The sequence below is a fragment of the Lelliottia wanjuensis genome, from assembly GCF_030238365.1.
In the GTDB taxonomy this organism is placed as follows: Bacteria; Pseudomonadota; Gammaproteobacteria; order Enterobacterales; family Enterobacteriaceae; genus Enterobacter; species Enterobacter wanjuensis.
In genome coordinates, this window is record NZ_JASSOT010000065.1 from 213,865 (window position 1) to 234,368 (window position 20,504).

Here is a 20,504-nt window from a genome sequence, read left to right on the forward strand (position 1 = left end):
CTACAACGGCACAATACTCGTAGGCCGGGCAAGGCGAAGCCGCTGCCCGGCCTTTTTCTACCCGTGACGCCGGACCTGGACTTCAGTCGCGCCACGCTTCATCACTCTTTCCAGCACTTCCGCTTCCAGCTCCGCCAGCCGTGCCGATCCTTTGCGCCGTGGGCGCGGAATATCCACCGCCACATCCAGCCCGATTTTGCCTTCCTCAATTAACAAAACCCTATCAGCCATCGCCACCGCTTCGCTCACATCGTGCGTCACCAGCAGCACGGTAAAGCCATGCTCCTGCCAAAGCGACTCGATCAGATCCTGCATTTCAATGCGCGTCAGCGCATCCAGCGCCCCGAGCGGTTCATCCAACAGCAGTAGGCCGGGGCGATGGATCAACGCCCGCGCCAGCGCCACACGCTGTTTTTGTCCGCCGGAGAGAGCGGCAGGCCATTCGCCCGCGCGGTTTTCCAGCCCGACGGCGCTCAACGCCTGACGCGCGTTGTCCCGCCAGTTGCCTTTGAGCCCCAGCCCGACGTTGTCGATCACCGTTTTCCACGGCAGCAGGCGCGCATCCTGGAACATCATCCGGGTGTCATCCTGAATATCCGCCAGCGGCGTATTGCCCGCCAGCAGCTCCCCGCCGTTTGGCGCTTCCAGCCCGGCCAGCAGCCGCAGCAGGGTGCTCTTACCTCCGCCGCTGCGTCCGACCACGGCAACGAATTGTCCGGCAGGGATGTGCAAATCTAAAGCATTCAGAATGGTGTTATCGCCATAGCGTTTGGTAACGCCATTAAGCAGGAGCGGCGTGCCCTGAGTTAAACGAGCCGTATTCATGCGTTGGCCTCCTTCGTGGAATAGGCCGGGTTCCAGCGCAGCCAGCTACGCTCCAGCCACTGAGCGCTGACGTCGGCGAGTTTGCCGAGCAGGGCGTAAAGAATGATGGCAACCACCACCACGTCGGTTTGCAGGAATTCGCGGGCATTCATCGCCAGGTAGCCGATACCGGAGTTGGCCGAGATGGTTTCCGCGACGATCAGCGTCAGCCACATCAGACCGAGCGCAAACCGCACGCCGACCATGATCGACGGCAGCGCACCCGGCAGGATCACGTGAACAAACAGCGCAAAGCCGGACAACCCGTAGCTGCGCGCCATCTCCACCAGTCCGCGATCGATATTACGAATACCGTGCCAGGTATTGATGTAGATCGGGAACAGGGTACCGAGGGCGACGAGGAAAATCTTGGCGCTCTCGTCGATGCCAAACCACAGAATCACCAGCGGGATCAGCGCCAGATGCGGCACGTTGCGCAGCATCTGGATTGAGGTATCCAGCAAACGCTCGCCCCAGCGGGACAGGCCGCTGATGAGGCCCAGCGTCAGGCCAATCGAGCCGCCGATGGAAAAGCCAATCAGCGCGCGCCAGGAGCTGATCGCCAGATGTTGCCACAGCTCGCCGCTGGAACTGAGCGACCAGAATGCCTCCACGACGCCCTCCGGGGAGGGCAAAATGCGGCTCGACAACCATCCCACGGACGAGGCGATTTGCCAGACAATCACGATGCCGACGGGCAGAAACCAGGGGGCCAGCCGCAGCAGCCATTTTTGGGATGGATTCGCCATAGGGACCTCGTTAGCTCTGCGCGACTTTTCGCGGGATAAACTCATTCGCCACGGCTTCGCCCTGAAGCTGGAGCGTGCGCGGCTGCGGGATTTCCGGGATCGCGACGTCCAGGTGCGGGAAGAGCAACTCACCGACCTTGTACGCCTCTTCCAGATGCGGATAGCCGGACAAAATAAAGCTGTCGATACCGAGATCCGCATACTCATTAATCCGCGCCGCCACCGTTGGACCATCGCCCACCAGCGCCGTACCCGCCCCGCCGCGAACCAGGCCTACGCCCGCCCACAGGTTCGGGCTGATTTCGAGATTCTCACGCTTTCCTTTATGCAGAGAAGCCATCCGGTGCTGGCCCACGGAATCGGTTTTCGCCAGCGCGGCCTGCGCTTTGGCAATCGTCTCATCGTCAAGGTGCGAAATCAGACGATCGGCCGCCTGCCAGGCCTCGGCATTGGTTTCGCGCACGATGACGTGCAGGCGAATCCCGAAACGCACTTTGCGCCCGTGTGCGGCGGCTTTGGCGCGAACCAGCTCAATTTTCTCTTTCACCAGTTCCGGCGGTTCGCCCCAGGTCAAATAGAGATCGACCTGCTCGGCGGCCAGATCCTGCGCCACATCGGACGATCCGCCGAAGTAGAGTGGGGGACGCGGCTGTTGTACCGGGGCAAACAGCAGCTTCGCGTCGCGAACGCGAATATGTTTCCCCTCGTAAGTGACGGTCTCACCCTCCAGCAAACGTCTCCAGACGCGGGTAAATTCCGCTGATGCTTCGTAGCGTTCCGTGTGATCGAGGAACACGCCGTCGCCCGCGAGCTCCTGCGGGTCGCTGCCTGTCACCAGGTTAAACAGCGCGCGACCGTTTGAAAGGCGGTCGAGCGTTGCGGCCTGGCGAGCGGCGACGGTCGGGGAGATCACGCTTGGGCGCAGGGCCACCAGGAATTTCAGGCGCTGTGTGACCGGGATCATTGAGGCGGCGACCAGCCATGCATCTTCGCAGGAGCGTCCGGTCGGGATCAGCACGCCGGTAAAACCGATTCTGTCGGCGGCCTGCGCAATTTGCTGCAGATAGCCGTAGTCCACCGGGCGCGCGCCCTCTTCGGTGCCGAGATAATGCCCATCACCGTGGGTCGGTAAAAACCAGAACAGATTCAGACTCATGATTTCGATCCTTCTTTGTCAGAGGGTTGCCAGATGCGGTCGCGAATATCGATTTTCTTCGGCACGAGACGATTCTCGTAAAACAGGTCCGCGGTCTGCTGCTGCAGGACGGCGGTTTTGGCGTCAACGGGTTTGATCACCGTCGTCGGGCGATGATCCAGATAGCTGGCGATCACCGGCTCCGGCAGGCCCATGGTTTTGGCGAGCAGGGCGATGCTTTCCTGGCGCTGGCTCTGGGTCAGCGCGTCCGCCTCGCTAAAGGTATTCAACACGCCCTGAACAAATTCGCCGTTCTTTTCCACATACGGGCGAGCGGCCAGGTAGAACGAACCGGTCTGTTTCAGCGTTTCACCATCTTTCAGCACCCGCACGCCACCCTGCAGCAACGCCGCGGAGTAGTACGGGTCCCAGATTGCCCAGGCGTCGACATTGTTTTGCTGGAACGCCGCGCGGGCATCCGCGGGAGTTAAATAGATGGGCTGAATATCCTTGAACGACAGGCCCGCCTGTTGAAGGGCGCGCAGGAGTAAATTGTGCGAACTGGAACCTTTCTGGAACGCGACTTTATGGCCTTTCAGATCCGCGACGGTTTTGATCGGGCTGTTCTCGGGCACCAGAATCACTTCCGCTTTCGGCTTCGGTGGCTCAACGCCGACGTAGACCAGATCAGCGCCTGCGGCTTGCGCAAAAATCGGCGGAATGTCGCCGGTACTACCCAAATCAATGCTGCCAACGTTCAGCGCCTCAAGCATCTGCGGCCCGGCCGGGAATTCAACCCAAGAGAATTGGGTGTTCGGGTAGCGCTTCTCCAGCAGCTGATGGCTTTTCGCCAGCACCATGCTGACGCTGCCTTTCTGGTAGCCGATGCGCAGGCTTTCCGGCGCGGGTTCTGCCGCCTGTGCCAGCGCAGAGACCGCAACCAGGGCGGTCAAAAGAGTTTTAAACATGGGCGACTCCTTTCAGACGACCAAAGGCGGGGGCCTGCACGTCGCGGCGATGCAGTGCCTGCCAGAAGGTTTCCAGCGCGGTATCGAGGCGCAGGTGTAAGTTGGGGGTGAACTGCGGCTTGTGCTGGTAATCGACAATTTGCGAGTCATCCGCAAACACGCCGTGCAGGATCTCCTGCGCTTTCAGCGCATTCAGAACCGGCTTGAGGGCGTAATCTACCGCCAGCATGTGGGCGACGGTGCCGCCGGTGGCTAGCGGAAGCACCACTTTTCCCTCCAGGGCACGCTCAGGCAGCAAATCGAGCAGGGTTTTTAGTGCGCCCGAAAACGACGCTTTATAAATGGGCGTCGCGACAATCAGCCCGTCAGCGCCTTTGAGCTGCTCAATCAGCGCCTGCAGCGCCGGACTGTCGAAGCGGGCATAAAGAAGATCTTCCGGCTCAAAGTTATGCAGATTCCAGTGACACACCTCCACGTTCAGCGAATTGAGTTGCTCGCGGGCATACTCCAGCAGGGCGCTGGAGCGTGAAGGGAAACGCGGACTTCCGGCCAACGTGATGACGCGCATGTTTGCTCCTTATAACTATTTGTTTGCTTTTACCTAACATTCATAACAATTTTCAGGAGTGTGACATTGCGGGGTGATTCCACTAAATGATTTATCTGAAATTAAAATGCCGAAAATTGCATAAGAAAGAAGCAGAAAGGTAAACGATTGCGCTTTACGAGGATTTTTTGCCGCAGGTCAATTCCCTTTCCCGGCGCGATCGCTGATAATCCGTGTCCGGTTTGCACACCGGAATCCAGGAGAGTTCATGTACTACCCCTTCGTTCGTAAAGCCCTTTTTCAGCTCGATCCAGAGCGCGCTCATGAATTGACATTCCAGCAGTTACGCCGCATTACAGGAACGCCTCTTGAAGCGCTGGTGCGCCAGAAAGTGCAGGAAAAACCTGTCTCGTGCATGGGCCTGACGTTTAAAAATCCTCTGGGGTTGGCAGCAGGCCTCGACAAGAACGGCGAATGCATTGACGCCCTGGGCGCGATGGGGTTCGGCTCCATTGAAGTCGGCACCGTGACGCCACGTCCGCAGGACGGGAATGACAAGCCGCGCCTGTTCCGCCTGGTTGAAGCCGAAGGGTTGATCAACCGGATGGGCTTTAATAACCACGGTGTTGATCACCTGGTAGAGAACGTGAAAAAAGCCCATTTTGACGGCGTGCTCGGGATTAATATCGGCAAAAATAAAGATACGCCGGTGGAGCAGGGAAAAGATGACTATCTGATTTGTATGGAAAAAGTCTATGCCTATGCCGGTTATATTGCGATTAATATCTCTTCGCCAAATACCCCAGGCCTGCGTACTCTCCAATATGGTGAAGCGCTGGACGATCTCTTAAGTGCGATCAAAAATAAGCAGAATGAGCTGCAGAATACCCATCATAAATATGTTCCGATCGCGGTGAAGATCGCCCCGGATCTTTCTGTCGAAGAATTGATCCAGGTGGCCGACAGTTTGGTTCGCCATAATATTGATGGTGTTATTGCGACCAATACGACACTCGATCGCTCCCTGGTTCAGGGAATGAAAAACTGTGACCAAATGGGTGGCTTAAGCGGTCGTCCGGTACAATTAAAAAGCACCGAAATTATTCGCGCGCTGTCGGCGGAATTAAAGGGTCGCTTACCGATCATCGGCGTGGGTGGCATCGACTCCGTCATCGCGGCCCGCGAGAAGATGGCGGCGGGTGCGTCGCTGGTGCAAATCTATTCCGGCTTTATTTTTAAAGGCCCACAATTGATTAAAGAAATCGTTAATCATATCTAATCTTTTCTCCATATCAGACAACCAGGGCTTTATTTCCAGCCCTGGTTGTTTTATATTCCGTCTTTGTTGCTTATTTAGACATTATGGTCTTTTATTATTGATGTTATAAAACGAAGCGACAATTCGGACATTTTAAGAACAGGACGTTGTGGGGAAGGAGAGGAAAATGCGAATAAAACCTGACGATAACTGGCGCTGGTATTTTTGCGATGAGCACGATCGAATGATGCTCGATTTAGCCAATGGCATGTTATTTCGCTCTCGTTTCGCTCGCCGAATGCTGACCCCGGATGCGTTTGCGCCGTCAGGCTTTTGTGTTGACGACGCGGCGCTGTTTTTCTCGTTTGAAGAGAAATGTCGCGATCTGATCCTCTCTAAAGAGCAGCGCGCCGAGCTGGTGCTGAATGCGCTGGTGGCGATTCGCTTCCTGAAACCGCAGATGCCAAAAAGCTGGCACTTCCTCGCTCACGGCCAGTCCTGGTCGCCGATCACAGGTGATGCGGCCTGCGTCAATTTGAGTGATACCTCGGAAGAGGTGAGTTTGCTGGTGGTCGAGCCGGGCGAAAATGCCGCCCTGTGCCTGCTGGCGCAACCCGGCGTGGTGATTGCCGGGCGCACAATGCAGCTGGGTGATGCGATTAAAGTGATGAATGACCGGCTGAAGCCGCAGCTGCGTATGGATTCGTTCAGCCTCGAACAGGCCGTTTAAAGCTCTAGCTGCACAGACGTTTTCGGAATGCAGCTACAGCACAGAATGGTTCCATCCTCGCTTACCGCTGATTTCTTCAGCGCCGTCACTTCGCCATCGACCAGGGTGATGCGACAACTTCCACAGATCCCCGCACGACACGAATAAGGCACGCGGATCCCCGCTTGTTCCAGCTGTTCCAGCAGTACCTGCTGATTATTTCCCGGCAGCGTTTTGCCTTGCCACTGAATGGTCACCGCCGACACCGGCTGGGTGATCGCTTCTGGCTCTTCTTCTTCCTCCGGCCCGTGACCGTAAACTCTTGCCGGTCCCGTTGACAGAATTTCGATCTCATCACCCACGCGGATCACGCCGCTGCTGCGGGGGATCAGGTTCTGGCCAAAATCGACATCGCCGTTATCCTGCGCGGTACGGAAGGATTGCAACGTTTTCAGCGGCTCGCCGGAAGGGTGCTTTTGACCTTTCTCCGGGCTGATAGTCGTGAAGATGCAGCGGCTGCAGGGTTTCACCACATCAAAAATCACGCTCCCAATGCGGATAACCTTCCAGGTGTCCTCTTCCCAGGCCTGTGCGCCGGTTACCACCAGGTTGGGGCGGAACTGCTCCATTTGCACGCTGGCGGAACAGCGGTTTTGCAGATCGCGCAGGGAGGCGTCGTTGGTGAGCAGGTAAGGAAAACCGTCGGCAAAGGAGAGGGGAACCGCTTCGAAACGCTTCACGCGACGCGTCAGTTCCGGTCCGACCCAGCGCAGCTGTACGGCGCGAGAAAAGAAGCCGCTGAGCCAGGTGTTGATCTCTTCGGGGGCGACGCGGGCAGTAAAATGGTTGCCCCAGACTTCGGTGGGCGCATCGACGGCGGCGAAGTCGCTAAAGCGGGCGATCACGCTGGAACCGTCCGGCGCGGTCAGATGTAAGCCATCGTGTAGCGGAGCAGGAGTAAAGCGCACCATCTGCGGGAACTGGCGGGCGGTGATGAAGGTGCCGTCCGGTTCGGTGATCATAAAAATGCGATCAAAGGCGAAGCCGCTGACGTCAGCAAGCGCATGGGTCAGGCCAATGCCGCGCATGGATTTGACCGGATGAATAAAAAGCCTGGATAACGTCGCCACTGTTCACGCCCTCGAACGATTTAAAATAAGCCCTCAACTTTAGGACATAGCGCACATATTAGCTATAATGCGCAGCAATTTTCTACGAGTAATAAGTGACGATATGAATTCTCTGTTTGCCAGTACGGCCCGTGGGCTGGAAGAGCTGTTAAAAACTGAACTGGAAAGCCTTGGCGCGCTGGAGTGCCAGGTGGTTCAGGGTGGTGTCCATTTCGAGGGCGACACACGGCTTATTTACCAGAGCCTGATGTGGAGCCGCCTGGCGTCGCGCATTATGTTGCCGCTGGGTGCCTGTAAGGTCTACAGCGACCTTGACCTGTACCTCGGCGTACAGGCGACCGACTGGACAGAGATCTTCGCCCCAGGCGCAACCTTTGCCGTGCATTTCAGCGGTCTGAACGACGAAATCCGTAATAGCCAGTACGGCGCGCTGAAAGTGAAAGACGCCATCGTCGACAGCTTCACGCGTAAAAACCTCGAGCGCCCGAACGTCGATCGTGAAAATCCCGATCTGCGCATTAACGTGTGGCTCAATAAAGAGACGGCGCACATCTCCCTGGATCTGTGCGGCGAAGGTCTGCATCAGCGTGGGTATCGCGATCGCGCCGGTATTGCGCCGATCAAAGAGAACCTGGCTGCGGCTATCGTGATGCGTTCCGGCTGGCAGCCGGGCACGCCGCTGCTCGACCCGATGTGTGGTTCCGGTACTTTGCTGATCGAAGCGGCGATGATGGCGACGGATCGTGCGCCGGGCCTGCACCGCGGACAGTGGGGCTTTAGCGGCTGGGCGCAGCACGACGATGCACTCTGGAAAGAGGTCAAAGCCGAAGCACAGGTCCGTGCGCGTAAAGGCCTGGCAGACTACACCTCCCGTTTCTACGGCTCGGACAGCGACGCTCGCGTGATTGAACGCGCGCGCAGCAACGCCCGTCGCGCCGGTATCGGTGAGCTGATCGATTTCGAGGTGAAAGACGTCGCCCAGTTAACCAATCCGCTGCCGAAAGGCCCATACGGTACGGTGATCAGTAACCCGCCGTACGGCGAGCGTCTGGACAGCGAACCGGCGCTGATCGCGCTGCACAGCCTGTTTGGCCGCACCATGAAAGACGCGTTCGGCGGCTGGAATCTGTCGCTGTTTAGCGGTTCTCCGGAACTGCTGAGCTGCCTGCAGCTCCGCGCCGAGCGCCAGTTCAAAGCCAAAAACGGCCCGCTGGACTGTGTGCAGAAAAACTACCATCTGACCGAGAAAGACGGCGACAGCAAACCGTCCACCGTGGCGGAAGATTACGCCAACCGTCTGCGTAAGAATCTGAAGAAATTCGAAAAGTGGGCGAAACAGGAAGGAATCGAATGCTATCGCATTTACGATGCCGATCTGCCGGAATATAACGTGGCGGTTGACCGTTACGCGGACTGGGTGGTGGTGCAGGAATACGCCGCGCCGAAAACTATTGATGCGCAAAAAGCGCGTCAGCGTTTGCTGGACATTATCGCTGCGACCATTGGCGTGCTGGGCATCGCCCCGAACAAACTGATCCTGAAAACCCGTGAGCGTCAGAAAGGGACCAATCAGTATCAGAAGATGGGCGATAAGGGTGACTTTATCGAAGTGGGCGAGTACAACGCGCGTCTGTGGGTCAACTTGACGGATTACCTCGACACCGGTCTGTTCCTCGACCACCGTATCGCGCGTCGTATGCTGGGCCAGATGAGCAAAGGGAAAGACTTCCTCAACCTCTTCGCCTACACCGGTAGCGCCAGCGTTCATGCGGGTCTGGGCGGTGCACGCAGCACCACTACCGTCGATATGTCGCGTACCTATCTGGAGTGGGCAGAGCGCAACCTGCGTCTCAACGGCCTGACCGGGCGTCAGCATCGCCTGATGCAAGCGGACGTGCTGGGCTGGCTGCGCGATACCGACGAGCAGTTCGATCTGATCTTCATCGATCCGCCGACCTTCTCTAACTCGAAACGTATGGAAGACTCCTTCGACGTTCAGCGCGATCACCTGCGTCTGATGACCGACCTGAAACGTCTGCTGCGTAAAGGCGGCACCATTATGTTCTCGAACAACAAACGCGGCTTCCGCATGGACAATGACGGGCTGGAAAAACTGGGGCTGAAAGCACAAGAAATCAGCCAAAAAACGCTGTCTCAGGACTTCGCCCGTAACCGTCAAATTCACAACTGCTGGTTGATTACCGCAGTCTGAAAGGAAATATAAATGTCATTAATTAGCATGCACGGCGCATGGCTGTCATTCAGCGATGCGCCTCTTCTCGACGATACTGAACTGCACATCGAAGACAACGAACGCGTCTGTCTGGTAGGCCGTAACGGCGCGGGTAAATCCACGCTGATGAAGATCCTCAACCGTGAGCAGGGTCTGGACGATGGTCGTATCGTTTACGAGCAGGATCTGATCGTTTCCCGTTTGCAACAGGATCCACCGCGCAACGTCGCGGGCAGCGTCTATGATTTTGTCGCCGAAGGGATCTCCGAGCAGGCCGAGTATCTGAAGGGCTATCACGATATTTCGCATTTGGTGATGACCGATCCGAGCGAAAAAAATCTCAACGAGATGGCGCGCCTGCAGGATCTGCTGGATCACCACGGTCTGTGGCAGCTGGAAGATCGCATCAATGAAGTGCTGGAGCAGCTTGGTCTTGAAGCCGATATGGCGCTGGCGTCCCTGTCGGGCGGCTGGCTGCGTAAAGCAGCACTCGGTCGCGCGCTGGTCTGCGGGCCAAAAGTGCTGCTGCTTGATGAGCCGACGAACCACCTGGACATCGAAACCATCGACTGGCTGGAAGGGTTCCTGAAAACCTTCAACGGCACCATTATCTTTATCTCCCACGACCGTTCGTTTATTCGCAATATGGCGACCCGCATTGTCGATCTCGATCGCGGCAAGCTGGTCACCTATCCAGGCGATTACGACACCTATCTGCTGGAGAAAGAAGAAAACCTGCGCGTGGAAGAGCTGCAAAACGCCGAGTTCGACCGTAAGCTGGCGCAGGAAGAGGTCTGGATCCGTCAGGGCATCAAAGCACGTCGTACCCGTAACGAAGGCCGCGTGCGCGCCCTGAAAGCGATGCGTAACGAACGCAGCGAGCGCCGCGAAGTGATGGGCAGCGCGAAGATGCAGGTAGAAGAAGCGTCTCGCTCCGGCAAGATTGTCTTCGAAATGGAAAACGTCAATTACCAGATCGATGGCAAAGTGCTGGTGACCGATTTCTCCGCTCAGGTTCAGCGTGGCGACAAAATCGCCCTGATTGGCCCGAACGGCTGTGGTAAATCCACGCTGCTGAAACTGATGCTCGGCCAGCTGCAGGCTGACAGCGGTCGCGTTCACTGCGGGACCAAACTGGAAGTGGCCTATTTCGACCAGCACCGTACTGAGCTGGATCCGGACAGAACCGTGATGGACAACCTGGCGGAAGGGAAGCAAGAGGTGATGGTTAACGGTAAACCGCGCCACGTGCTGGGCTACCTGCAGGACTTCCTGTTCCATCCTAAACGCGCCATGACGCCGGTTCGCGCGTTGTCCGGCGGGGAACGTAACCGCCTGCTGCTGGCGCGTCTGTTCCTGAAGCCAAGTAACTTATTGATTCTCGATGAACCGACCAACGATCTGGATGTCGAAACTCTGGAACTGCTGGAAGAGCTGATCGACGGCTATCAGGGCACCGTGATGCTGGTCAGCCACGACCGTCAGTTTGTGGATAACACCGTGACCGAGTGCTGGATTTTTGAAGGCGAAGGCCGGATTGGTCAATATGTCGGCGGCTATCAGGATGCGCGCGGGCAGCAGGCGCAATCTTTGGCGACTAAACAGTCAAAATCCAAAACTGGATCGCAAACTCCTGTCGCAAAAGCAGAAACTGTCAAAAAATCGACGGTCAAAATGAGCTATAACCTGCAGCGCGAACTGGAAGGGTTGCCGCAACGTCTGGAAGAGCTGGAAGCGAATCTGGGTACATTGCAGGCTCAGGTTGCTGATGCCTCCTTCTTTAGCCAGCCACACGACTATACTCAGAAAATATTGGCGGAGCTTTCCCAGGCTGAAAAGGCGCTGGAAGAAGCATTTGAGCGCTGGGAGTACCTTGAGGCTCTCAAAAACGGCGCATAAACAGGGATACCCGATGTGTGATCAGCACCATGCCGACCGGCATATTCTATGCTCGCAATGCGATATGCTCGTGGCGCTTCCTGAGCTGGATCACGGACATAAAGCAACTTGCCCCCGCTGCGGGGCAACGCTGACAACTGAGTGGGACGCGCCTCGTGCGCGTCCTACTGCATATGCGCTCGCGGCACTCTTTATGCTGCTGCTCTCTAATCTTTTTCCGTTCATCTATATGAAAGTCGGCGGGATGACCAGCGAAGTAAATTTGCTGGAAATTCCCGGCGTCATGTTCTCGGAAGATTACGCCAGTCTCGGCACCTTCTTCCTCCTTTTCGTGCAAATCGTTCCGGCTTTTTGTCTGGTGGTGATCCTGCTGCTGGTCAACCGCGTCCGAATGCCCGACAGCGTGAAAATTATGCTGGCCAGGGTGCTTTTCCAGCTGAAAAGCTGGGGAATGGCTGAGATTTTCCTGGCGGGAATTCTGGTCAGCTTCGTCAAGCTGATGGCCTACGGCGACGTCGGGATCGGCAGCAGTTTTATTCCCTGGTGCCTGTACTGCATCCTGCAACTGCGCGCCTTCCAGTGCGTGGACCGCCGCTGGGCCTGGGATGATATCGCGCCTGCGCCAACCCTTAATCAGACGGTAAAAGTGGGCGTGCCGGGGATTCGCCAGGGATTACGCTCCTGTTCGTGCTGTACCGCGATTTTGCCTGCTGACCACGAGGTGTGTCCGCGCTGCGGGACAAAAGGGCATGTGCGGCGTAAAAACAGTCTGCAATGGACAATGGCGTTATTGGTCACGTCGATCATGCTGTATCTACCCGCCAACATTTTACCGATCATGATTACGGATCTGCTGGGGGACAAAATGCCCTCGACGATCCTCGCGGGTGTGGTTTTGCTGTGGGGCGAAGGTTCGTATCCGGTCGCTATGGTGATCTTTATCGCCAGTATCATGGTTCCGACCTTAAAAATGATCGCGATTGCCTGGCTGTGCTGGGATGCCAAAGGGCACGGGAAACGCGACAGTGAACGCATGCATCTGATTTATGAAGTCGTCGAATTTGTTGGCCGCTGGTCAATGATCGACGTATTTGTGATTGCCGTCCTCTCCGCGCTGGTGCGCATGGGAGGACTGATGAGTATTTATCCCGCTATGGGCGCGCTGATGTTTGCGCTGGTCGTTGTGATGACGATGTTTGCGGCCCTGACTTTTGATCCGCGTTTATCCTGGGATCGTGAGCCAGAGTCAAGCCATGAGGAAGAGTGAGAGCATGGAAAATAAGAGTGGAGAGGCGAAAGTGCAGAAGGTCAAGAACTGGTCGCCGGTGTGGATCTTCCCCATCGTCACCGCGCTGATCGGAGCCTGGATCCTGTTTTATCATTACAGCCATCAGGGGCCGGAAGTGACGCTGATCACCACCAACGCGGAGGGCATTGAAGGGGGGAAAACCACCATCAAAAGCCGCAGCGTGGACGTGGGTGTGGTCGAAAGCGCAACCCTGACGGACGATTTGACGCACGTTGAGATCAAAGCGCGTTTGCACTCAGGAATGGAAAAGCTGTTACATGGTGATTCCGTCTTCTGGGTGGTCAAACCGCAGGTCGGACGGGAAGGGATCAGTGGTCTGGGGACGTTGCTTTCCGGGGCTTACATTGAGCTGCAGCCCGGCTCGAAAGGCAGCCAGCCCGGAAACTATCAGCTGCTTGATGCTCCGCCTCTTGCGCCGCCGGACGCGAAAGGTATTCGTGTCACCCTCGACAGTAAGAAAGCAGGGCAGCTCAGCCCGGGCGATCCGGTGCTGTTCCGTGGTTATCGCGTAGGTTCCGTGGAAACCAGCACCTTTGATGCGCAAAAACGCGCCATCAGCTACCAGCTGTTCATCAATGCGCCAAACGATCGTCTGGTCACCAACAACGTCCGCTTCTGGAAAGACAGCGGCATTGCCGTGGATCTGACGTCGGCGGGCATGCGCGTTGAGATGGGATCTCTGACCACGCTGTTCGGTGGCGGGGTGAGCTTTGATGTGCCGGAAGGGATGGATCTGGGTCAGCCGGTCGCGCCAAAAACCGCGTTCAGACTGTTTGACGATCAGAAAAGCATTCAGGATGCGCTCTATACGGATCACGTCGACTACCTGATGTTCTTTAAAGATTCGGTTCGTGGCCTGCAGCCAGGTGCGCCGGTCGAGTTCCGCGGTATTCGTCTGGGTACCGTCGGTCAGGTACCGTACTTCGTTCCGGGCCTGCATCAGGTGCTGGATGATGACTATCGCATTCCGGTGCTGATCCGCATTGAGCCTGAGCGCTTGCTGGCCCAGATCGGTAAGGATCAGGATATCGGGGAGCATATTAATCAGCTGATGAATCGCGGATTACGCGGCTCGCTGAAAACCGGCAACCTGGTGACGGGCGCGCTGTATGTGGATATGGACTTCTATCCGAAAGCCCCAGCGATGACCGGTGCGCGCGAGTTCGGCGGATACACGATTATCCCGACCGTCAGCAGCGGCCTGGCTCAGATCCAACAGCGTCTGATGGAAACCCTGGATAAGATAAACAATCTGCCGTTGAATCCGATGCTTGAGCAAGCGACCAACAGCCTGACCGAAAGCCAGGCCACGATGCGTCGTCTGCAAACCACGCTGGATAATATCAACAAAATTACGGCTAACCAGTCGATGCAGCAGCTTCCGCAGGATATGCAGAAAACGTTGCGCGAGCTGAACCGCAGCATGCAGGGCTTCCAGCCTGGCTCGGCGGCGTACAACAAGATGGTGGCGGATATGCAGCGCCTGGATCAGGTCCTGCGTGAACTGCAGCCGGTTTTGAAAACGCTGAACGAGAAGAGCAACGCGCTGGTATTTGAAGCCAAGGACAAAAAAGATCCTGAGCCGAAGAGGGCAAAAGAATGAAAAAGTGGCTATTAATCGTCGGAGCACTGGTTTTAACAGCCTGCAGTTCAGGAAGTGACACCAAGAGCTACTACCAGCTGCCGCTGGGAGCGCAGACGGGCGGGCAAAGCACCGCCAGCCAGGGGCATCGTCTGCTGTGGGTTGAGCAGGTGACCATTCCTGATTCCCTCGCCGGAAACGGCGTGGTGTATCAGACCAGCGAAGTGCAGTACGTGATTGCGAATAACAATCTGTGGGCCAGCCCGCTGGACCAGCAATTACGTAATACGCTGGTGGCGAACCTGAGCAGCCAGCTTCCGGGCTGGGTAGTGGCCTCTCAGCCTCTGGGCAGCGATCAGGACACCCTCAACGTCAACGTGACGGGTTTCCATGGTCGTTACGATGGGAAGGTGGTGATCAGCGGTGAGTGGCTGCTGAACCATCAGGGACAGCTGATTAAGCGTCCGTTCCACCTGGAGCTGAAACAGCAGCAGGACGGTTATGACGAAATGGTGAAGGTGCTGGCGCAGGGCTGGGCCCAGGAATCGGCCAGTATCGCGCAGGAGATTTCTCGTCTGCCATAAGTAAAATTCATCACTCAAAGCCGCCATCCGCGTTTCGCTGATGGCGGCTTTTTTTTCGGTTTTTGTTCAGGCTGTTACTTGTGCCAGCTCACAATTTTTGTACAAATGATCTTCTGTGTAGCTCACAAATATGACACTGGCGTGAATTTTGCGCATTGACGCTGAGGGAGATTCGGGTTATTCGTTATCTGTGTTTGCACGTTTTGCATACACTGTTTTCTTTCCACCAGACCAAAGAATGAGGGAAACGAGGCATGAAGAGACAGAAACGAGATCGCCTGGAAAGGGCTCATCAACGTGGTTATCAGGCTGGCATCGCTGGACGCTCTAAAGAAATGTGTCCTTATCAGACGATAAATCAAAGGTCACAATGGCTGGGAGGCTGGCGAGAAGCCATCGGAGACAGGGTACTTCTTGCTTGATAACGTCTCTTTAAAACAGAAACCTCCGCCATGCGGAGGTTTCGCCTTTCATGCTTAAACGATTTTAAGCAATCATCAGAACGCGGACGTGTCCTGGAACAGACCGACTTTCAGGTCGCTGGCGGTGTAGATAACACGGCCATCAACCAGCACTTCGCCATCCGCCAGACCCATCACCAGACGACGGTTCACAATGCGTTTGAAGTGAATACGGTAGGTGACTTTCTTCGCGGAAGGCAGAACCTGACCGGTGAATTTCACTTCACCCACGCCTAGCGCACGGCCTTTACCTTCGCCGCCCAGCCAGCCCAGATAGAAGCCAACCAGCTGCCACATCGCATCCAGACCTAAACAGCCAGGCATTACCGGGTCACCGATAAAGTGGCAACCGAAGAACCACAGTTCAGGATTGATATCGAGTTCCGCTTCCACGTAACCCTTGTCAAAGTTGCCGCCGGTTTCGGTCATTTTCACGACACGGTCCATCATCAGCATGCTCGGAGCAGGTAACTGCGGGCCTTTAGCGCCAAACAGCTCTCCACGACCAGAGGCAAGAAGATCTTCTTTTGTATAGGATTCGCGTTTATCTACCATGTTCTCAGTAAGCCTTATTTTAGTGAAGCACGCAGGATAGCTAACACGTGTACGCTGAACAAGTCCGATCAGTTCGGACTAAACCAGCTCAGCCAGCGTAACGGCCACGGATAACGATGACGCGCGTCCTGCTGCATGGCCTGAGCAATGCGGTCCTGGATCGCCTGCATCAGCGTCGTTTGGACTTCGCCGTCCCAGACCTGGTTCGTCAGTAAGGGTAGCGCATCCGTAATATCTTCGATGGCCCAGATGCTGAATTGTTCTGCTTCCACGGCATCAAGTACCGCCTGACTCAGACTCAGATGGCGCGCATTTGGCGCAGGGATAATCACCCCCTGTTTCCCGCTAAACCCGCGCTGCTGGCAGATGGAGAAGAAACCTTCGATCTTCTCATTCAGGCCGCCAACGGGCTGGGCGCGACCAAACTGATCGACAGAACCGGTGATCGCAATGCTCTGGTTAATCGGCACATCCGCAAGGGCACTGATCACCGCGCACAGCTCAGCCATAGAAGCACTGTCGCCGTCCACTTCACTGTATGACTGTTCAAATGTCAGCGAGGCAGAGAAGGGGAGCTGTTGTTCCAGCTGCAGCTGAGACATCAGGAAGGCCTGCATGATCATCATGCCTTTCGCATGAATGTTCCCGCCCAGTTCAGCTTTGCGCTCCACGTCAGTAAATTCGCCGTCGCCAATATGAATGACGCAGCTGATACGTGAAGGCTCGCCGAAGGCGCGCGGATGACCAGGGAACTCAATGACGGACAGGGCGTTGATTTGGCCTACGCGCTCGCCTTCGGTTTCCACCAGAATTTGTTCAAGCAGGATCTCATCCTGCATGCGGTCAGCCAGATAGCCTTCGCGCCATTCGCGCTGCGCCAGCATCTGAGCAAATTGCTCGCCGGTAAATTCGCCGGAACCGCTAATGACACCGACTTCACGCAGCTGTTTGCTGATCCACAGCGGGCAAAGCGGCAGGGTTTCCTGATCGCCCGTATCACGCGTTGCTTCACGAATCAGGCCAGTCCAGGCATCTGCCGCAGGCGTTGGCAAAGCGAAACGCTCAGCGACGGCCAGCACCCACTGGCACCATTGCGTCACGTCGTCCGCGTCGGCGATCTGGATGTTGTCTTCAAATTCGCTGTAGACCGCCTGATCGGCGAGCTCCGGTTCCATCTCCTGGAAATCTGCCAGCGATTCGCGATCGCCGGTCAGGATCACTTTCAGTGACAGGGGCATCGACGGAACGGCGACAGGCAGTGGACGAGATTCGTCGTAAGCGACCCAGTCAAAGCGCTGATGCGTCACGATGTTCTTCAGACGCATCCACAGCAGCGGCTGTGCCAGCAGGGTGCGCAGCGAGATAATCAACACACCGCCGTTGGCTTTGTGTACCAGCCCTGGCTGAATGCTCAGCGAACCGTTGAAGTGACGCAGGCAGCCAAATAACTGTTCCGCTTCGGCCCACTCGGCGGTAATGACGTCGCCGGTGGCAGCAAAATTTTCATCAGCAGTTTTTGCGGGTTCGAAAGTGACATCACTTCCCACGATACGATATTGCCCACCAAAAACGTTGTCCGCTTCTGGCTGCAATTGACGCACGGCATCGGCCATCAGCGCCAAATATTCGGCTTCTTCTGGCGCCTTCAGTAACATGAAGGGGGAGGTTGTCCATGGGCTTAACGTTTGCTCCAGCGCGTAATGTAAACGCGGTTGCGTGTCGCTAAGGATGAAGTCGTGTTCTTTTGCGAGGTCTGGCTGTGCAAACAGTTCCTGATAGCTTTCAGTATCCGGAACCAGGTCACGCCATGCTAGTTTCGTAATGGTCAAAGTTGATGTTTTTTAGTTAGATGTAAAGCGGTGGATTATACCGCAAGCGTTGACCCATTCCCACGTGGTATTCGGGATTTCAGAGGGTGAATGCGACGCAAGGCTCTCAGGATATGATTTCTTTTCAGCAGATTGCCAAAAAACTGATATTCTGAACATAGTTACGAGGTAACACTGAGATCGCGATGAAATATCAACAACTGGAAAATCTCGAAAGCGGCTGGAAATGGAAGTATCTGGTCAAAAAGCATCGAGAAGGCGAGCTGATCACCTGCTACATCGAAGCCAGTGCTGCAAAAGAAGCGGTGGATGTTTTGCTGACCCTCGAAAATGAGCCGGTACAGGTCAACGGGTGGATCGAAAAGCACATCAATCCGGCGCTGTTAAACCGTATGAAGCAGACCATTCGTGCGCGTCGCAAACGCCATTTTAACGCTGAACATCAGCACACGCGTAAGAAGTCTATCGACCTGGAGTTTATGGTCTGGCAGCGGTTAGCCGGTTTGGCCCAGCGCAGAGGAAAAACCTTGTCGGAGACGGTGGTGCAGCTGATTGAAGATGCGGAGCATAAAGAGAAATATGCTAACCAGATGTCAACGCTGAAGAATGACCTGCAGGCCATGCTTGGCAAAAAATAGTTTTTCACTTTTCTTCAGGCAATAAAAAACCCCGCATGGCGGGGTTTTTTTATAAGACGATAACTTATGCCGCAGGCTGAGTTACAACGTCTTTGATACCTTTAACTTCGATCTCAACGCGACGATCTGGTGCCAGGCAGTCGATCAGTGCAGCGCGAGCTTTCACGTTGTCACAGGTGTTGCCAGTCACTGGGTTAGATTCGCCCATACCACGTGGGGAGATCTTGTTAGCTGGGATACCTTTAGATACCAGGTAATCAACTACAGACTGAGCACGTTTCTCGGACAGATTCTGGTTGTATGCGTCAGAACCGATACGGTCGGTGAAGCCCAGAACCACTACTGAACCGTCTTTCGGGTCAAGGTTGCTCAGCTGGGTGTACAGCTGATCCAGTGCCTGCTGACCTTCTGGTTTCAGAGTTGCTTTGTTGAAGTTGAACAGAACGTCAGACTTCAGAGTGAAGTGCTTGGTCTGTACTTCTGGAGCTGGAGCCGGAGCTGGAGCAACGATCGGAGCTGCATCTTCCTGCTGGCCGAAACGGTAGGAAACACCTACACTCAGCATGCCGTTGTCAGGACGAACGCCAACGGTAGCACCGTCGCCGATGTTGTTAACCCACTGGTATTCCAGACGAGTAGCGATATCACGGGTCATTGCCCACTCTACGCCACCAGCGAATACTGGGGAAACACCCGTGTCGTGGTCGTCGCCAGCAACGCTGTTGCTGGAGTCAGCGCGCCATACCATGCCGCCCAGACGAGTGTACACGTCCAGATCGTCAGTTACTGGGTAACCCAGTTTAGCGGTCAGCTGAACGCCTTGAGCTTTGAATGCGCCGTTAACTTCGTCGCCTTTGTATGGCATACGACCTAACCAGTCGTAACCCATTTCAAAACCAACATACGGGTTAACCTGATAGCCACCAAACGCACCTGCACCGAGCTGGCTTTCGTGAGTTGGGCCATCGTTGTTCTGGGAGCTGTTGTACCAGCCAGTGTCATGGAACTGAGACCAGCCCAGTTTGCCACCTGCATACCAGGTATTATCTTTCGGAGCGGCCTGCGCTACGGTAGCGAAGCCAGCCAGTGCCACTGCAATCGCGATAGCTGTCTTTTTCATTTTTTGCGCCTCGTTATCATCCAAAAATCGCCATGAAGATCTCGTCGAGAAATCACGGTTAAATCCTTCACCGGGGGGCGAGCTCAAACTAGTAACTCTACCGATATCTTCGGCTTAGACCGAGCACCCCTGGCGATGTAAAGTCTACAACGTACTCGAAAACTTACAAGTGTGAACTCTGTCAGGCATATGAAAAAAAAAGTTCCGTATACGCAATATTTAACATTTTTAGCGAGAATTTTATGCTGTAAAATTAACGGAAACCGCGCCAGACAAGCTTTCTCGAAGTTTTGAGTTGTGGAACTTTTTGCGTCAACGGATGTCAAAAAAAGTTCCAGGAATACTCTTAAATTTACTCAATGATACAAATTTGAGTGAATTTTTAGCCCAGACAGGTGTCCTCTGCCGAGAGTATCGAGACGAACCGGACGCATAATGAACCCTATCGCGTCACCTTCTTCTGCCGCATTCGCCAGGCGAATATGTTCTTCTTCTGTTAATTCTTCTGCCAGCCAGCCAATCACAACGCTGTAGTTCCCGGTGCGCAATGCGCGAACCATCGAATCCACCGTATGACATGGCGCGACCTGGCTGCTCTGCATCATTTTGGTGAGGGGGAGTCCAGATGCCTGTACCCATTCCCGGCTCAACTTCTGCTGCGGCGTCAGCCAGAGCTGCCAGCGCGACTGCTGGCCAAGCTGTTGTAAAAGCGGCAATAAAAGCAATTGTGTCATCATGGGCTGGTCTTCGCGATATACCACTTCACTGATCAAACCGGTAGAGACACGCCCGGCCGTTTTTTGCGCGCCATTGCCAGCGGAAGAGGTAAAAGATGTTAAGCGATTTGCATAGCCTGAAGTGTGCATAATCATTCCAGCCCTGTAGTTACTGTATGAATATACAGTAACCCCTGTACGCCCAAAGATCAACCTCA

General features: G+C 55.5%; 19 protein-coding genes. 9 read left to right on the top strand and 10 right to left on the bottom strand.

Features of this window, described 5'->3' with window-relative positions; translation table 11 throughout:
- Nucleotides 1-57: 57 nt before the first annotated feature.
- From ssuB to ssuE, 5 genes are read right to left on the bottom strand one after another with little or no spacing between them, the layout of a single operon-like run.
- Nucleotides 58-825 (bottom strand): aliphatic sulfonates ABC transporter ATP-binding protein, encoded by a 768-nt coding sequence (gene ssuB / locus QQF33_RS18890; protein WP_285145413.1) that lies wholly within the window; start codon nucleotides 823-825, stop codon nucleotides 58-60.
- Entirely contained in the window at nucleotides 822-1,613 is a 792-nt protein-coding gene (ssuC, locus tag QQF33_RS18895) for an aliphatic sulfonate ABC transporter permease SsuC (RefSeq protein ID WP_100780699.1), read from the bottom strand. Before ssuC ends, ssuB begins: the two co-directional genes overlap by 4 nt.
- A gap of 10 nt (nucleotides 1,614-1,623) precedes the next feature.
- Nucleotides 1,624-2,769, bottom strand: coding sequence for an FMNH2-dependent alkanesulfonate monooxygenase (ssuD, locus tag QQF33_RS18900; protein WP_285158419.1), 1,146 nt, complete (start codon nucleotides 2,767-2,769; stop codon nucleotides 1,624-1,626).
- Nucleotides 2,766-3,716 carry a sulfonate ABC transporter substrate-binding protein gene (locus QQF33_RS18905; protein WP_285158420.1) on the bottom strand — a complete coding sequence of 317 codons (951 nt, stop codon included), beginning with the start codon at nucleotides 3,714-3,716 and terminating at the stop codon, nucleotides 2,766-2,768. The genes ssuD and QQF33_RS18905 overlap by 4 nt, the downstream gene beginning before the upstream one ends.
- Nucleotides 3,709-4,284, bottom strand: a complete 576-nt coding sequence (gene ssuE, locus QQF33_RS18910; RefSeq protein WP_282492398.1) for an NADPH-dependent FMN reductase — start codon at nucleotides 4,282-4,284, stop codon at nucleotides 3,709-3,711. Before ssuE ends, QQF33_RS18905 begins: the two co-directional genes overlap by 8 nt.
- Before the next feature lie 247 nt (nucleotides 4,285-4,531).
- Here ssuE and pyrD point away from each other — a divergent pair, with 247 nt between their 5' ends.
- Both pyrD and zapC read left to right on the top strand, forming a co-directional pair.
- Entirely contained in the window at nucleotides 4,532-5,542 is a 1,011-nt protein-coding gene (gene pyrD / locus QQF33_RS18915) for a quinone-dependent dihydroorotate dehydrogenase (RefSeq protein ID WP_285145409.1), read from the top strand.
- A gap of 166 nt (nucleotides 5,543-5,708) precedes the next feature.
- Nucleotides 5,709-6,251, top strand: a complete 543-nt coding sequence (zapC, locus tag QQF33_RS18920) for a cell division protein ZapC (RefSeq protein ID WP_095281468.1) — start codon at nucleotides 5,709-5,711, stop codon at nucleotides 6,249-6,251.
- On the opposite strand, the gene QQF33_RS18925 is transcribed toward zapC, so the two are convergent.
- Nucleotides 6,248-7,360, bottom strand: coding sequence for a YcbX family protein (locus QQF33_RS18925; protein ID WP_285158421.1), 1,113 nt, complete (start codon nucleotides 7,358-7,360; stop codon nucleotides 6,248-6,250). The genes zapC and QQF33_RS18925 overlap by 4 nt on opposite strands.
- 103 nt (nucleotides 7,361-7,463) lie before the next feature.
- Between QQF33_RS18925 and rlmKL the strand changes: the two genes are divergently transcribed.
- The 6 genes from rlmKL to rmf all read left to right on the top strand — a co-directional run bounded on the left by rlmKL (nucleotide 7,464) and on the right by rmf (nucleotide 15,389).
- Nucleotides 7,464-9,572, top strand: coding sequence for a bifunctional 23S rRNA (guanine(2069)-N(7))-methyltransferase RlmK/23S rRNA (guanine(2445)-N(2))-methyltransferase RlmL (rlmKL, locus tag QQF33_RS18930; protein ID WP_285145407.1), 2,109 nt, complete (start codon nucleotides 7,464-7,466; stop codon nucleotides 9,570-9,572).
- 12 nt (nucleotides 9,573-9,584) lie between these two features.
- The gene (locus QQF33_RS18935) at nucleotides 9,585-11,492 is read left to right on the top strand and encodes an ABC transporter ATP-binding protein (RefSeq protein ID WP_282492403.1); all 1,908 of its coding nucleotides are present in this window, start codon (nucleotides 9,585-9,587) and stop codon (nucleotides 11,490-11,492) included.
- Nucleotides 11,493-11,505: 13 nt separating this feature from the next.
- Nucleotides 11,506-12,759: a membrane integrity-associated transporter subunit PqiA gene (gene pqiA, locus QQF33_RS18940; RefSeq protein ID WP_285149162.1), complete on the top strand. Its 1,254-nt coding sequence runs from the start codon at nucleotides 11,506-11,508 to the stop codon at nucleotides 12,757-12,759.
- Between the two features lie 4 nt (nucleotides 12,760-12,763).
- Nucleotides 12,764-14,404 (top strand): intermembrane transport protein PqiB, encoded by a 1,641-nt coding sequence (gene pqiB / locus QQF33_RS18945; RefSeq protein WP_282492405.1) that lies wholly within the window; start codon nucleotides 12,764-12,766, stop codon nucleotides 14,402-14,404.
- On the top strand, nucleotides 14,401-14,967 hold the full coding sequence (gene pqiC, locus QQF33_RS18950; protein WP_095281474.1) for a membrane integrity-associated transporter subunit PqiC: 567 nt from the start codon (nucleotides 14,401-14,403) through the stop codon (nucleotides 14,965-14,967). Before pqiB ends, pqiC begins: the two co-directional genes overlap by 4 nt.
- A gap of 254 nt (nucleotides 14,968-15,221) precedes the next feature.
- Entirely contained in the window at nucleotides 15,222-15,389 is a 168-nt protein-coding gene (rmf, locus tag QQF33_RS18955; protein WP_100780687.1) for a ribosome modulation factor, read from the top strand.
- 75 nt (nucleotides 15,390-15,464) lie between these two features.
- Here rmf and fabA read toward each other — a convergent pair whose 3' ends face one another.
- On the bottom strand, nucleotides 15,465-15,983 hold the full coding sequence (fabA, locus tag QQF33_RS18960; RefSeq protein WP_285145405.1) for a bifunctional 3-hydroxydecanoyl-ACP dehydratase/trans-2-decenoyl-ACP isomerase: 519 nt from the start codon (nucleotides 15,981-15,983) through the stop codon (nucleotides 15,465-15,467).
- A 68-nt stretch (nucleotides 15,984-16,051) separates the two neighbouring features.
- Nucleotides 16,052-17,812, bottom strand: coding sequence for a Lon protease family protein (locus tag QQF33_RS18965; RefSeq protein WP_285149163.1), 1,761 nt, complete (start codon nucleotides 17,810-17,812; stop codon nucleotides 16,052-16,054).
- 185 nt (nucleotides 17,813-17,997) lie between these two features.
- Here QQF33_RS18965 and matP point away from each other — a divergent pair, with 185 nt between their 5' ends.
- Nucleotides 17,998-18,450 carry a macrodomain Ter protein MatP gene (gene matP / locus QQF33_RS18970; RefSeq protein ID WP_282492407.1) on the top strand — a complete coding sequence of 151 codons (453 nt, stop codon included), beginning with the start codon at nucleotides 17,998-18,000 and terminating at the stop codon, nucleotides 18,448-18,450.
- Between the two features lie 64 nt (nucleotides 18,451-18,514).
- Here matP and ompA read toward each other — a convergent pair whose 3' ends face one another.
- Complete coding sequence (gene ompA / locus QQF33_RS18975; protein WP_285149164.1) at nucleotides 18,515-19,570, bottom strand: porin OmpA; 1,056 nt, start codon at nucleotides 19,568-19,570, stop codon at nucleotides 18,515-18,517.
- Between the two features lie 356 nt (nucleotides 19,571-19,926).
- Entirely contained in the window at nucleotides 19,927-20,436 is a 510-nt protein-coding gene (gene sulA, locus QQF33_RS18980) for an SOS-induced cell division inhibitor SulA (RefSeq protein ID WP_282492409.1), read from the bottom strand.
- Between the last annotated feature and the right edge of the window lie 68 nt (nucleotides 20,437-20,504).

What these genes read in the sequence shown, in the direction of transcription:
- ssuB (WP_285145413.1), bottom strand. Translation starts at nt 825, where the DNA reads ATGAATACGGCTCGTTTAACTCAGGGCACGCCGCTCCTGCTTAATGGC.
- ssuC (WP_100780699.1), bottom strand. Translation starts at nt 1,613, where the DNA reads ATGGCGAATCCATCCCAAAAATGGCTGCTGCGGCTGGCCCCCTGGTTT.
- ssuD (WP_285158419.1), bottom strand. Translation starts at nt 2,769, where the DNA reads ATGAGTCTGAATCTGTTCTGGTTTTTACCGACCCACGGTGATGGGCAT.
- QQF33_RS18905 (WP_285158420.1), bottom strand. Translation starts at nt 3,716, where the DNA reads ATGTTTAAAACTCTTTTGACCGCCCTGGTTGCGGTCTCTGCGCTGGCA.
- ssuE (WP_282492398.1), bottom strand. Translation starts at nt 4,284, where the DNA reads ATGCGCGTCATCACGTTGGCCGGAAGTCCGCGTTTCCCTTCACGCTCC.
- pyrD (WP_285145409.1), top strand. Translation starts at nt 4,532, where the DNA reads ATGTACTACCCCTTCGTTCGTAAAGCCCTTTTTCAGCTCGATCCAGAG.
- zapC (WP_095281468.1), top strand. Translation starts at nt 5,709, where the DNA reads ATGCGAATAAAACCTGACGATAACTGGCGCTGGTATTTTTGCGATGAG.
- rlmKL (WP_285145407.1), top strand. Translation starts at nt 7,464, where the DNA reads ATGAATTCTCTGTTTGCCAGTACGGCCCGTGGGCTGGAAGAGCTGTTA.
- QQF33_RS18935 (WP_282492403.1), top strand. Translation starts at nt 9,585, where the DNA reads ATGTCATTAATTAGCATGCACGGCGCATGGCTGTCATTCAGCGATGCG.
- pqiA (WP_285149162.1), top strand. Translation starts at nt 11,506, where the DNA reads ATGTGTGATCAGCACCATGCCGACCGGCATATTCTATGCTCGCAATGC.
- pqiB (WP_282492405.1), top strand. Translation starts at nt 12,764, where the DNA reads ATGGAAAATAAGAGTGGAGAGGCGAAAGTGCAGAAGGTCAAGAACTGG.
- pqiC (WP_095281474.1), top strand. Translation starts at nt 14,401, where the DNA reads ATGAAAAAGTGGCTATTAATCGTCGGAGCACTGGTTTTAACAGCCTGC.
- rmf (WP_100780687.1), top strand. Translation starts at nt 15,222, where the DNA reads ATGAAGAGACAGAAACGAGATCGCCTGGAAAGGGCTCATCAACGTGGT.
- fabA (WP_285145405.1), bottom strand. Translation starts at nt 15,983, where the DNA reads ATGGTAGATAAACGCGAATCCTATACAAAAGAAGATCTTCTTGCCTCT.
- matP (WP_282492407.1), top strand. Translation starts at nt 17,998, where the DNA reads ATGAAATATCAACAACTGGAAAATCTCGAAAGCGGCTGGAAATGGAAG.
- ompA (WP_285149164.1), bottom strand. Translation starts at nt 19,570, where the DNA reads ATGAAAAAGACAGCTATCGCGATTGCAGTGGCACTGGCTGGCTTCGCT.
- sulA (WP_282492409.1), bottom strand. Translation starts at nt 20,436, where the DNA reads ATGCACACTTCAGGCTATGCAAATCGCTTAACATCTTTTACCTCTTCC.